Source organism: Kitasatospora sp. NPDC023120 (assembly GCF_055560835.1).
Genome location: NZ_JBVHHY010000052.1, coordinates 14,917 through 27,668, shown reverse-complemented (window position 1 = coordinate 27,668; position 12,752 = coordinate 14,917). Strand labels below are relative to the sequence as shown.

The window sequence follows — 12,752 nt, the reverse complement described above, 5'->3', positions numbered from 1 at the left end:
GGGGGGGGGGCGCCCGGCGGGGGGGGGGTCCCCCCCCCCCCCCCGGGGGGGGCCGCCCGGGGGGGGGGGCCCCCCCCCGGCGGGGGGGGGGGGGGGGGGGGCCCCCCCCCCCCCCCGCCGCTCTGCTGTCCCAGGGCTCTGCTGTCCCGGGGGTTCTTCCGGGAACGGACGGATTGTCAGTGGTGCCGTTCACGATGGAGGGGCACGGACCACCCGGTCCGCGCGCTGCCTCGGAACGGGGGAGACCATGACCATCAGCCACCCTGAGCCCGTCACCGCCCGCCTCCACTCCGCCGCCCTTCCGCACACCCCGGACCAGTCGGGCGGACGCCCCGCCGGCCGGGACGTCCACCCCGTGCTGCGCCGGACCGCCGCGCCGCCGGCCGCCCTCGACCTGCTCGCCGACGCCCACCGCACCCTCGCCCGGGCCCGCGCCCTGGAGGACCCGCTGGAGCGCTACGCCACCGCCCACCTCGCCGCGCTGCGGACGGTCGCGGCCGTCCTGGCGGTGCGCGGCCGCCCGGAGAAGAACCCGCGGCGGCGCAAGGCCATCCGCAGTGCCTGGGAGGTGCTGCCCGAGGTGGCGCCCGAGCTCGCCGAGTGGGCGCTCTACTACGGCGCGGGCGCCCGCCGCCGGGCCGCCGCCGAGGCCGGGATCCGGGGCGCCGCGTCGGCCCGCGACGCCGACGACCTGATCCGCAACACCGCCCTGTTCCTGCGCCTGGTCGAGCGCCTGCTGGGCCTGCGGGCCGTCCCGCCCGCGCCCCGGCTGCCGCTGGACGCCGACGAGCCGCCGGGCGAGCGCGCCACCCGTCAGGCTTAAGGTGGAGGCATCCTGATCGAACTGCACGTGCCAAGGAGCCCGACCTTGTACCCGACGCGTCCCCGCAGTGCCCTGCGTACCGCCGTGGTGTGGGAGGTGGTGCGCGCAGCCCTGGAGAAGCGGGCGTCCGAGCTGGACCGGCCGGTGCTCGACGTGGTCGACACCGGCGGCGGCACGGGCAACTTCGCCGTGCCGGTGGCCAAGCTCGGCCACCGGGTCACCGTGGTCGACCCGAGCCCGGACGCGCTGTTCGCCCTGCAGCGCCGGGCCGCCGAGGCCGGTGTGACGGACCTGGTGCGGGCCGTCCAGGGCGACACCCAGACGCTGCCCGACCTGGTCGCCCCCGGCAGCGTGGACGCGGTGCTCTGCCACGGCGTGCTGGAGGTCGTGGACGACCCGGCCGAGGCGCTCGGCAGCCTGGCCGGCACCCTGCGCAAGGGCGGCCTGGTCAGCCTGCTGGCCGCCAACCGCAACGGTGCCGTGCTGGCCCGCGCGCTGGCCGGCCACTTCAACGAGGCCCGGACGGTGCTCTCCGCCACCGACGGCCGCTGGGGCGAGCAGGACCCGATGCCGCGCCGCTTCACCGGCGAGGAGCTGGGCCGGCTGGCCGAGGCCGCGGGCCTGCGGGTGGAGTCGGTGCATGGCGTCCGGGTCTTCGCCGACCTGGTCCCCGGGGTGCTGGTGGACACCGAGCCCGGCGCGATGGAGGCGCTGCTGAAGCTGGAGGAGGCCGCCGCCGAGCAGCCCGCCTTCCACGCCGTGGCGACCCAGCTGCACCTGCTGGCCACCCTGGCCTGAGCCGCCGCGCTCCGCGCCGCCCGTCCTCCGGGCCTCCGCGAAGCCTTCGCGAGACCTTCCACCGCCGTACGGTTCGCACACCGTACGGCGGTGGTTCGCGTTCCCGTCGCCCGCCCGTTCCCGGGCCGGCCGACGGGCCGGTTCCCGTTCACCGGGGGCGAAGCTCCCCAGCTCCGGACCGATTCCATCCGGTCGGGCACTTGTCCGGGGCGTGGCGCGTTGACACGGGTGCGGCCGTGCCCGGCCGAAGTGGCCCGTCCCACGCGGCGCAGACCACCCCGCAACGGGCCCACGGACCGTATGATCTGGGTAAAGCCGGAAAGCATGACAGCCGGATGCGTGGGGCATATGGACGACACGGGCCGGGTCCCCCGCACGGGCGTCCGACCGTGTGCCCCAAAGGCTGATTGGACTTGCCTCCCCGACCGGGGTGGGCGGACCGGTCGCACCCGCGACCGACGAGTAGGAGGACTCCGTGCCGCTCTCGGAGCACGAGCAGCGACTGCTCGACCAGATGGAGCGAGCGCTGTATGCCGAAGATCCCAAATTCGCGTCGGCGCTTGAGGGAACCGGGCTGCGCACCTACACCCGTCGGCGGGTCTACCTGGCCATCGCCGGCTTCGTGGTGGGGATCGGGCTCTTGATGGGCGGCATGGTCGTTCCGAACCAGATCTGGGTCAGCGTCGTGGGCTTCCTGGTGATGCTCGGCTGCGCGGTGTTCGCCGTGACGGGCTGGCGCCGCGGGCCCGCGGGCCAGGGGTCCGGGCCCCGCCAGACCGCGGCCCCGCGCCGCAAGGCCGGGATGATGGACCGGGTCGAGCAGCGCTGGCAGCGCCGCCGGGACGAGCAGACCGGCGGCTTCTGAGCCGTCGGCCGTACGGCACGAGGGCGTACGGCGCTAGGACGTTCCGCGGAGAGGGCACGGCGCGACGAAGACCGCGAAGACGCCGGGGGCGGGCAGTCGATCGACTGCCCGCCCCCGGCGTCTGCCGTGTCCGGCCCGGAGCTCAGGACTCCGGGGTGCCCGGCCGACTGTCCGACCGGGTGCCCGCCCGGGCGCCCGAGCGGGTGTCCGGCGTGGGGGCGTCCGCCTTGGGCCGCCGGGTGAAGACCCGCCGGACCGGGGCGGAGACCGCGTCGACCGCCCGGGCGACCCTGCTGCCGACGGCCGTCCGGGCCGCCCGCACCGCGTCGGAGGTCCGCCACCACAGCTGTGCCGAGGACGGGGGCAGCAGCAGCGCCCTGGTCCGCCCGGCGCGGCCGACGTTCGCCCGCAGGCCGCGCCGGGCGGTGTGCACGTCGGCGGCCAGCGGCGCCGCGGTGAGCTGTCCGGGCGGGGCGTACAGCACCCGCTCGGTGGCGAGCGCCAGTCGGCCGGCGGCGGCCGCCGCGTCCTCGTCCAGGCGCGCCGTCTCGGTGATCCGCCGTGCGGCCGAGCGCGGGGTGCGTGACTCGTCCGGGGGAATTCCGACGTCCCAGGCGGAGTCGACCAGCTCGTCCCAGGCGGCGAGCACCTGCGCGTCGGTCAGCTCCGCGGCACCGCTCCCGCCGGGCCGGCGCCGCCCGCCGCCGCCGAGTCGGCGACGCCGTACGGCGGTGCGCCAGAGCATCGGGACGAGCAGCAGTGCGATCACCGCCAGCACCGCGGCGAGGGTGCCGAGCACCTGCCCGGAGAGCAGCCAGGACTCCTCGCCGGCGTGTGCGACGGTCTTGCCCTTGGGCCCGCAGTCGCCCAGCTGGCGCTGCTTGGCGGTGCAGTCCGAGCTGGAGGACGGCGCCGGGGCGGCGGTGGTCGGCTGCGCCGAGGCGGTCGCGTGCTGGGTCGGCGCGGTGGTCGGGGCGCTGGACGACTCGGTGTAGCGGGTCGGGATGCCGCGGCTGGGGGTCGGCTCGAAGCGCGTCCAGCCGTAGCCCGCGAAGTACAGCTCGGGCCAGGCGTGGTACATCCGGCCGGTCACCGAGTAGACCTTGCCGCCCTTGTTGTCACCGGGGGTGAAGCCGACGGCGACCCGGGCCGGGATCTTCAGCACCCGGGCCATCGCCGCCATGGTGGAGGCGTAGTGCACGCAGAAGCCCCGGCGGTCGCGCAGGAAGACCTCGATGGCGTTGTTGCCGGTGCCCGCGGCGACCGAGGTGTCGTACGTGAAGTCCGGCCCGGTGAACCAGTTCACCAGGGCCATCGCCCGGTCGTAGTCGTTCTGCGCGTTGCCGGTGACCTGCCGGGCCCGCTCGGCGACCACGGGCGGCAGGTCGGGCGGGAGGGCGAGGTAGCGGTCCCGGACGTCCTGCGGCGCGGAGGGGGCGAGGCGCAGCTCGTTGGCGGTGGGCCGCAGGTCGAGGGCGCTGACGTGGTAGCGCAGGCCGCGGATCGCCTTGTCGTCGGTCGGCATCACGGTGCGGGTCAGCGGGTCGAGCTTCCAGTCGCCGCGGTTGGGGACCTGGACGGAGGCCGCCGGGTACGGCATCGGCAGCCAGCTCTTCTCCAGCCGCTCGCTGACCTGGAACTCGCCCTCGATCCGGGGGACGTTGGCGTTGCGCAGGCCCTCGGGGTTGGGCAGCGACTCCGGGAGGTCGTTGACCGTGGTGCTGCTGAGCCGCCAGTTGGCGCCGTCGAACTGGTCCAGCGAGCCGGTGCGCAGGTAGGTCTGGTCAGCCAGCTCGCTGTCCATGGTGTAGCTGAGCAGCTCGGCGTCGGTCGGTTTGGTGATCGCGGCCTCCAGGCTGACCAGCGGGTCCAGGCTGGTCGCCACGCTCCCGCCGGTGCCCTTGCCGCGGCTCCCGCCGGAGCCGGAGCCCAGCAGCCCGGCGTCCCAGTGCGGCAGGACGACCGGGAGCAGCATCGCGATGGCCAGCGCCAGGATGCCGACCTGTTGGCCGCCAGGGCTGACCGTGCCGGAGCTCACCATGCCGCGGTTGGTGCCGCGGAAGATCCGGCCCCAGCGGGAGATCCGGTCCTGGCCCTCGGCGAACAGCAGCAGCAGGTAGCCGGTCGCGGCGACGGCGAACCAGAACCAGCTGCCGTGGTCCCCGGCCAGGCCGTTGCCGACCGAGTAGAGCGCCAGCAGCGGCAGCCCGGCCAGTGCCGAGCGCCGGTAGGTGACCGCGATGGTGTCCACCACGACGGCGACCAGGCCGACCGCGCAGACCAGGATCAGCCGCAGTCCGGCGGTGGGCGGCGCCGGGATCGCGTACTGCTGGACGTCGTCCAGACCGGAGGCGAAGACCTGGTCCAGGACCCGCATCGAGGACGGTCCGGGCACCGCGCTGCCGGAGAAACCGACGATCATCAGCAGGAACAGCACCAGCAGCTGCCCGACCGGCACCGTCCAGCGGTACAGCGGGGAGCGGCGCAGGCCGGCGCCGACCGCGGCCAGGACGGCGATCACCAGGACGGCGTGGGTCAGCCAGCTGCGGGTGGTCAGCAGCGGCATCATGCAGAGCGAGGCGAAGGTGGTGGCCAGCGCCGCGTAGACGGTCAGTTTGGCCCGGGTGGTCACGCGCCGGCCTCTTCTCGGTTGGGGGCGGTCGTCTTGGCGCCTTCGGCGGCCCGCCACAGGTCCGGTACGGAGTCGCCGGCACGCACCGGGATCACCGTCCAGCCGGCCTCGCGCAGCTTCCGGACCCGGGCCCGGAACTCCTCGCCGCCGGTGTTCGGGGCGAGCATCCGCAGCCCGGCCCAGGTGTCGGCGTCCAGCAGGAAGGCGATCGCCCCGCCGGTACGGCTGCGCAGTCGGCCCAGCCGGGCGGTCTGCGTGTCGTCCAGCTCGCCGAGGACGGCGACCAGCAGGCCCTCGCCGCCGGTGCGCAGCGGCTCCTCGGCACGGGAGAGCGTGCCGCCGTCGGACAGGTCGGCGACCGCGAGGGCGTCCAGGATCAGCCCGGAGGTGTCGGCGGCGCTGTTGCGGCCGCCGGCGCCGGGCCCGGGCACCGCGAGACCGGTGTCGGTGAGCAGCTGGGTCTGGTAGCCGCGCTCCAGCAGGTGCGCGGCGACGGACGCGGCGCAGCTGACCGCCCACTCGAAGGAGGAGGCGGGGCCGCTGCCCCGGTGGCCGATCTCGCGGGTGTCCAGCAGGACGGTGGCCCGGGCCCGCTGCGGCTGCTCCTCGCGGCGCACCATCAGCTCGCCGTACTTGGCGGTGGAGCGCCAGTGCACCCGGCGCAGGTCGTCGCCGGGCCGGTACTCGCGCAGGATCACGTCGTCGTCGCCGGCCAGTGCCAGGGAGCGGCTGTGGCTCTCGCCCTGGCCGAGCCACTCGCCGGTGAGCCGTACGAACGGCAGGGCCTGGACCAGGGGGACGACGGTGAGGACGTCGGAGGCGGTGAAGGCGCGGGTGACCTCGCACATCCCGAACGGGTCGGACAGTCGCAGCTGCAGCGGCCCGAGCGGGTAGCACCCGCGCAGGTCGGAGCGGACCCGGTAGGAGACCTCGCGGTAGCCGCGCGGCTCGACCCGGTCCAGCACGAAGCGCGGGCGCGGCCCGAGCACGTACGGGACCTTGTCCTCCAGGAGCAGCAGCCCGGTGGGCACCCGGGAGACGTTGTCGATCCTCAGGTGGACCCGGGCCTCCTGGCCGGCGACCGCCCGGCGCGGGCTGAGCCGGCGGCCGCTGGCCACCCGGTAGCGGGTGTTGGCGACCACCACCACGGCGACCAGCGGGAGCGCGGCGAGCAGCACGCCGACGCGCAGCAGGGCGTCCTGGTCGAGCAGGTAGGCGCAGACCACCGCGGTCAGTCCGGCGGCGAGGAAGGACCGGCCCCGGGTGGTGAGGCCGCGGAACCCGGCCCGCAGCCCGGACGCCGAGTCGGACCGGGTCACCTCAGCCCCTCCGGACGGCCGGGCCGCCCTGCGGGCGCGGCAGCGGCAGCCGGGCGACGAGTTCGGCCACGATCTGCTCGGAGGTGCGGCGGCTGAGCTGGGTCTCGGCGGTCGGCATCAGGCGGTGCGCGAGGACCGGGACGGCGAGGCGCTGGATGTCGTCCGGGGTGACGTAGTCGCGCCCGTCCAGCGCGGCGGCGGCGCGGGCGGCCCGGACCAGGTGCAGGGTGGCGCGCGGCGAGGCGCCCAGGCGCAGCTCGTGGCTGCTGCGGGTGGCGCCGACCAGGTCGACGGCGTAGCGGCGGACCGGGTCGGCGATGTGCACGGTGCGGACCAGGTCGATCAGCTTGAGGATGTCGGAGGCGTGCGCGACCGGCTGGAGGTCCTCAAGCGGGCTGGCGCCGGCGTGCACGTCCAGCATGGCGAGCTCGGCCTCGGGGCTGGGGTAGCCGATCGAGATCCGGGCCATGAAGCGGTCGCGCTGGGCCTCCGGGAGGGGGTAGGTGCCCTCCATCTCGACCGGGTTCTGGGTGGCCACGACCATGAACGGCGAGGGCAGCTCGTAGCTGGTGCCGTCGATGGTGACCTGGCGCTCCTCCATGGACTCCAGCAGCGCGGACTGGGTCTTCGGCGAGGCGCGGTTGATCTCGTCGCCGACCACGATCTGGGCGAAGATCGCGCCCGGGCGGAACTCGAAGTCGTGCCGCTGCTGGTCGTAGATGTTGGTGCCGGTGACGTCCGAGGGCAGCAGGTCGGGCGTGAACTGGATGCGGCGCACGGTGCAGTCGACCGAGCGGGCGAGGGCCTTGGCCAGCATGGTCTTGCCGACGCCGGGCACGTCCTCCAGCAGCAGGTGGCCCTCGGCGAGCAGGACGGTCAGGGCGATCCGGACGGCCTCCGGCTTGCCCTCGATCACGCTCTCGACGTTGGCGCGGACGCGGTCCACGACCGCGGCGAGTTCGGGGAGCCCGACCCGCTGGTACCCGTCCGTCCTCTGCCCGCCCCCCGCAGGACCGCCGAGACCGGCCTGATCGTTGTAGCTCGTCACCCGTTTACGCTCCCTGGCACCCTGTGCCCGCCCCGTCCCCGGGCCGGACCCCACCCCATGCTTGACGCGGCCCTCCCGGGGACGGTTCCGATGGCGGATCCGGCGTCGGGAGGCGGCCTGCGGCCCGGCCGCCCCAGGTGGTTCGGGGTCCGACCGGCAGGCGCATTCTCCCCTGCGCGATGGCCAGAAGTCACCCTGAAGGCGGGACTCGCCCGCACGCTCCGGGGCGCCCTGACCCGGTCGGCTCGGGGCGGGACTCGCCCGCTCGCGACCGGGTGCCTCGGGGCGGGGCTCGCCCGGTGCCCGGACGCCGTTGGCCGGGCGGGGGCGGGCCGGTGCTAGTGGATCTCGCGCAGCAGGCCGGTGTGGACGTCGAAGACGAAGCCGCGGACGTCGTCGGTGTGCAGCAGGAAGGGCGAGGTGCGGACGCGCTGCATGGACTGGCGGACGTCGCCGTCCAGGTCGACGAAGGACTCCACCGCCCACTGCGGGCGCTGGCCGACCTCCAGCTCCAGCTCGCGGCGGAAGTCCTCGGTGAGCCCGAGCAGGCCGCAGCCGGTGTGGTGGATGAGCGCGATCGAGCGGGTGCCGAGGGCGCGCTGGCTGATGGTCAGGGACCGGATGGTGTCGTCGGTGACGACGCCGCCGGCGTTGCGGATGACGTGGGCGTCGCCCAGTTCGAGGCCGAGCGCCGCGAACAGGTCGAGTCGGGCGTCCATGCAGGCCACCACGGCGATCTTCTGCACCGGGCGGGCGTCCATGCCGCCGTCCTGGAAGGTCACCGCGTACTCGCGGTTGGAGGAGACGAAGCGGTCGATGATGGTGGGTCTGGCGGGGTCGGCAGCGGCGTTCGGCGTGGGCCGGTCGGGAGTCACTGTCATGGCGGCGACGTTAGTGCGAATCCGGCGTCCGCGGTGGGGTGGAGAGCTACAGAACCGATGGCTGTGATCGAGTGCATAGCCACAACGGGAGGGTTTGTCCCGGCTGGTCCCGGAGTGGGTCGTACGCGGTCGCGGGGAGGGGGCGCGCGACGGTGTCCGAGGGCCCCCGGATCGGACCGCCGCGCGGCCACCCCAACGGCCGCGACCTGCGGTGATCCGTACCGCCGCCCGGGTGGTGCGCCGGAGCGGACCATTGACTGGCAGGGCCTGGGCGATAGAGTTTGCGGCGCAGTGGAGCACACCCGTCGGGGCCCGTCAACCGGGCCTTCCCGGCCGGTGCGGCCCGGTCGACGCGGCCCGTGGCCTCCACCCGCTCCGTGACCACCTGGCGCACCTTCCCCGGCGCCGGGCGGTCATGACCTTCCCCTCGAGCGGGCGGGGACCACGGGCCGCTTCGTCGTGCCGGGGGACGGTGGGCGAGAATGGTCGCAGCTCCCGGACGTCGGGCTGCTCCGCACCGAGGAAGGGCGCCACCGCGCATGACCACCAACGAACCGGGCCCCAAGCACGTTCCGGTGATGCTGCAGCGGTGCATGGACGCACTGGCCCCGGCGATCTCGCGCCCCGGCGCCGTGGTGGTGGACGCCACCCTCGGCCTCGGCGGGCACAGCGAGGCGCTGCTGACCCAGTTCCCCGAGGTCCGGCTGATCGCGGTGGACCGCGACCCGGTGGCGCTGAAGCTCTCCGGTGAGCGGTTGGCCCCTTTCGGTGACCGGGCGACCCTGGTCCACGCCGTGTACGACGAGATCCCCGAGGTGCTGGAGCGCCTGGGCGTCGACCGCGTGGACGGCGTCCTGTTCGACCTCGGCGTCTCCTCGATGCAGCTGGACGAGGCGGACCGCGGCTTCGCGTACGCGCAGGACGCTCCGCTGGACATGCGGATGGACCAGACCCGGGGGATCAGCGCGGCGGAGGTGCTCAACACCTATAGCCACGGCGACCTGGCCCGGATCCTCAAGGTCTACGGCGAGGAGCGGTTCGCCGGGAAGATCGCCTCGGTGATCGTGCGGGAGCGCGAGAAGGAACCGTTCACCAACAGCGCGCGTCTGGTCGATCTGGTGCGCAACGCCATTCCGGCGGCGACCCGCCGCACCGGTGGGAACCCGGCCAAGCGGACGTTCCAGGCGCTGCGGATCGAGGTCAACGGCGAGCTGGAGGTCCTGGACCGGGCGATCCCGGGGGCGCTGGACGTCCTCGCGATCGGCGGTCGGATCGTCGTGATGTCCTACCAGTCGCTGGAGGACCGCCTGGTGAAGCAGTACCTCGCCGCGGGGGCGACCAGCACCGCCCCGCCGGGGCTGCCGTTCATCCCGGAGGAGCACCAGCCCTGGCTCAAACTGATCACCCGCGGTGCCGAGCTGGCCACCGAGCAGGAGATCGAGGAGAACCGGCGTGCCGCGCCCGTACGGCTGCGGGTGGCGGAGAGGATCAGGGACCGAAGCAAGCGGAGCTGACGAACCGGCCCCGGCGGGGTCCGAAGGGCGGAGGAAAGCGGTGGGGCCGGTGGCCGGTGAGGTCCGGGCGGGGCGGGGATCACTCCCCGGGCAGGGCAGGGCACGCATCACGGTCAGGCCGGGGAAGCGCCAGGTCCGCGGGCGCACACCGTTCGCGGTGCTCGTCGTGGTGCTGCTGGCGGCGGGGCTGCTCGGACTGCTGGCGCTGAACACCGCGCTCAACGAGGGCTCCTTCGAGTTGTCCCGGCTGCAGAAGCAGACCACGGTGGCGACCGACGAGCAGCAGAGCCTGCAGCACCAGATCGACCAGAGCTCCGCTCCGGACGCGCTGGCCAAGCGGGCCGCCGAGCTGGGCATGGTCCCGGCCGGGGGGATGGCCTTCCTGGACGTCCCGAACGGCGGCAAGGTGGTCGGCACGCCCGGCCCGGCGCAGGACAACCCGCCGGTCAAGCGCTCGACGGCCGAGCCGTGGCCGACGAAGCCCGTGCCGAGCGGCACCCAGCCGGGCGCCGGGCAGTCGCCGGCCGCCCAGCCGCCGGCACCGCCCGCCGCCCAGCCGACCGTGCCGACCACGCCGACGACCGCGGCCTCGGCCGGTGACTCGGTGATCCAGCTCAACCCGGCCGCGCCCGCCGCGCCGAGCGGGGGTACCACTCGATGACCACGCCTCGTCAGCCGTCCGGCGGCTCCGGCAACGGCTCCGGCTCCGGCAACGGCCGTCGCCCGGTGCCCAGGGGGGCCGCACCGCGCAGCCAGTCGTCCGGCTCCGGCAGGCCGCAGCCGGCGAAGGGCCAGCCGGCCCGCGGCCAGTCGGCCAAGGCCCAGCCCGCGAAGGCCCAGCCCGCGAAGGCCGCCGCCTCCCGCAGCACCGCGCGCACGCCGCAGCAGCGCCGTCCCGAGGGCCGTCCGCCGGCCCACAGCCAGGCGGCGGTGCGGCCGCGCCCGAAGACCCGGCCGCCGCAGCGCCCGAAGGCGCTCAGGCTGGCGGAGCCGAAGCGCCGGCTGCGGGTGATCACCGTGGTGATGTCGCTGGTGTTCTCGGTCTTCGCGGGCCGGCTGATCCAGCTCCAGCTGGTGGATGCGGACGCGCTGGCCGCGGACGCCAACACCAACCGCTACCTGAACATCCCGATCACCGCCGAGCGCGGCTCGATAACGTCCGCCGACGGGGTGGCGCTGGCCGCCACCGTCGACGCGTACGACATCACCGCCGACCCGGCGATGTTCACCCCGGAGGCGACCGGCATCCCGGACGCCCCGGAGCAGGCGGCCGCCCTGCTGTCGCCGATCATCGGCGTGCCCAAGGAGAAGGTCGCCGCCGACCTGCACACTCCCAAGTCCCGCTACAAGCGGCTCGCCGCCCAGCAGACCCCGGCCGCCAAGAAGCAGATCAGCGACCTCAAGGCGAGCCTGGAGAAGCAGGCCGGCTCACGGACCTGCCAGGCCCAGAAGAAGCTGCTCGGCAAGCCCGCCGACCAGGGCGGGCGCAGCCGGGTGGACAACGAGTGCGCCAACCCGCTGGCCGGGGTGTTCAACCGGGAGACCCAGAAGCGCGTCTACCCCGCCGACGGTCTGGCCGCCAACCTGGTCGGCTTCGTCAACGGCGAGGGCGCGGGCGCCGGGGGGCTCGAACTGCAGTACCAGCAGCAGCTGGCCGGGAAGGACGGCCACAGCAGCTACGCCCAGGCGGGCGGGCGGCTGGTGCCCACTGCCGGGGGCTCGATGGACCCGGCCGTGCCCGGCAGCGACGTGAAGCTGACCATCAACCGGGACATCCAGTGGGCCGCCCAGCGAGCGATCACCGACCAGGTGGCGAACTCCGGCGCGGAGAAGGGCTACGTCGTCGTCCAGGACGTGAAGACCGGCCAGGTCCTCGCGATGGCCACCGCGCCCGGCTTCAACCCGAACGACCTGAGCCTGTCCAAGCAGCCCCAGCTGGGCAACGCCGCGCTGCAGGACGCGTACGAACCGGGCAGCACCGCCAAGCTGATGAGCCTGGCCGCCGTGCTGGACTCCGGCAAGGCCAACTGGGACACCAAGGTCACCGTGCCGAACCGGCTGGTGCGCGCCGGGCAGCAGTTCAAGGACGACGTCGACCACGACACCTGGTACCTGACCCTGGCCGGGGTGCTCGCCAAGTCCTCCAACATCGGCACCATCGAGGCGATGGAGACCCTCGGCGGCGGCGACCAGCTGCAGGCCAACAAGATCCTGGACGGCTACCTGCGCAAGTTCGGGGTGGCCCAGCCGACCGGTCTGAGCTTCCCGGGGGAGACCCCCGGGAAGCTCAAGAAGCCGGAGGATCTGGTCGCCTCGGAGAAGTACAACATCTCCTTCGGCCAGGGCCCGATGCAGCTGAACGCGCTGCAGGCCACCTCGGTCTACTCGACCATCGCCAACGGCGGGGTGCGGGTCGCGCCCAGCATCGTCCAGGGCGTCACCGGACCGGACGGCAAGTACACCCCGACGCCGCCGGGGGAGCAGACCCGGGTGGTCTCCGAGCAGACCGCCAAGACCCTCACCTCGATGCTGGAGTCGGTCGTCGACGACGAGCAGGGCACCGGCGGCAAGGCCGCCATCCCCGGCTACCGGGTCGCCGGCAAGACCGGTACCGCCGACCGGGGGGCCGCCAACGGCGTCGGCTACGACGGCTACACCGCCTCCTTCATCGGCTTCGCCCCCGCCGACGCCCCCCGGGTCACCGTCTCCTGTACCCTCCAGGGCCCGGTCAACGGCCACTTCGGCGGCCAGCTGTGCGGGCCGGTGTTCAAGCAGGTGATGGAGTTCACCTTGAAGACCCTGCAGGTCCCGCCGAGCGGTAGCCAGGCGCCCAACCTGCCCGTCGAGTGGAAGCCGTGAGCAAGCATGAGCA

At 74.3% G+C, this 12,752-nt stretch carries 10 protein-coding genes; 6 read left to right on the top strand and 4 right to left on the bottom strand.

Translation table 11 applies throughout. The features are described from left to right. Window positions 1–253: 253 nt before the first annotated feature. The 3 genes from ACZ3TI_RS39105 to ACZ3TI_RS39095 all read left to right on the top strand — a co-directional run bounded on the left by ACZ3TI_RS39105 (window position 254) and on the right by ACZ3TI_RS39095 (window position 2,486). Entirely contained in the window at window positions 254–823 is a 570-nt protein-coding gene (locus tag ACZ3TI_RS39105; protein ID WP_465735075.1) for an SAV_6107 family HEPN domain-containing protein, read from the top strand. A 45-nt stretch (window positions 824–868) separates the two neighbouring features. Beyond that, window positions 869–1,621, top strand: a complete 753-nt coding sequence (locus tag ACZ3TI_RS39100) for a methyltransferase domain-containing protein (protein ID WP_465735069.1) — start codon at window positions 869–871, stop codon at window positions 1,619–1,621. Between the two features lie 475 nt (window positions 1,622–2,096). Beyond that, a complete protein-coding gene (locus ACZ3TI_RS39095) occupies window positions 2,097–2,486 on the top strand; it encodes a DUF3040 domain-containing protein (RefSeq protein ID WP_465735067.1) in 390 nt (129 codons plus the stop codon). Window positions 2,487–2,628: 142 nt separating this feature from the next. Here the strand turns inward: ACZ3TI_RS39095 and ACZ3TI_RS39090 are convergent, their stop codons facing one another. From ACZ3TI_RS39090 to ACZ3TI_RS39075, 4 genes are all read right to left on the bottom strand, one after another. Continuing rightward, window positions 2,629–5,118, bottom strand: coding sequence for a transglutaminase TgpA family protein (locus ACZ3TI_RS39090; protein WP_465735065.1), 2,490 nt, complete (start codon window positions 5,116–5,118; stop codon window positions 2,629–2,631). Then, a complete protein-coding gene (locus ACZ3TI_RS39085; protein WP_465735063.1) occupies window positions 5,115–6,437 on the bottom strand; it encodes a DUF58 domain-containing protein in 1,323 nt (440 codons plus the stop codon). The genes ACZ3TI_RS39090 and ACZ3TI_RS39085 overlap by 4 nt, the downstream gene beginning before the upstream one ends. Before the next feature lies 1 nt (window position 6,438). Further along, window positions 6,439–7,383, bottom strand: a complete 945-nt coding sequence (locus tag ACZ3TI_RS39080; RefSeq protein ID WP_465735073.1) for an AAA family ATPase — start codon at window positions 7,381–7,383, stop codon at window positions 6,439–6,441. Between the two features lie 440 nt (window positions 7,384–7,823). After that, window positions 7,824–8,366, bottom strand: a complete 543-nt coding sequence (locus ACZ3TI_RS39075; RefSeq protein WP_465735061.1) for a beta-class carbonic anhydrase — start codon at window positions 8,364–8,366, stop codon at window positions 7,824–7,826. A 539-nt stretch (window positions 8,367–8,905) separates the two neighbouring features. On the opposite strand from ACZ3TI_RS39075, the gene rsmH reads away from it, so the two are divergent. The 3 genes from rsmH to ACZ3TI_RS39060 all read left to right on the top strand — a co-directional run bounded on the left by rsmH (window position 8,906) and on the right by ACZ3TI_RS39060 (window position 12,739). Beyond that, on the top strand, window positions 8,906–9,880 hold the full coding sequence (gene rsmH / locus ACZ3TI_RS39070) for a 16S rRNA (cytosine(1402)-N(4))-methyltransferase RsmH (protein WP_465735058.1): 975 nt from the start codon (window positions 8,906–8,908) through the stop codon (window positions 9,878–9,880). A gap of 157 nt (window positions 9,881–10,037) precedes the next feature. Beyond that, window positions 10,038–10,541, top strand: coding sequence for a cell division protein FtsL (gene ftsL / locus ACZ3TI_RS39065; RefSeq protein ID WP_465735056.1), 504 nt, complete (start codon window positions 10,038–10,040; stop codon window positions 10,539–10,541). Beyond that, window positions 10,538–12,739, top strand: a complete 2,202-nt coding sequence (locus ACZ3TI_RS39060) for a peptidoglycan D,D-transpeptidase FtsI family protein (RefSeq protein WP_465735054.1) — start codon at window positions 10,538–10,540, stop codon at window positions 12,737–12,739. The genes ftsL and ACZ3TI_RS39060 overlap by 4 nt, the downstream gene beginning before the upstream one ends. The last annotated feature ends 13 nt before the right edge of the window (window positions 12,740–12,752 follow it).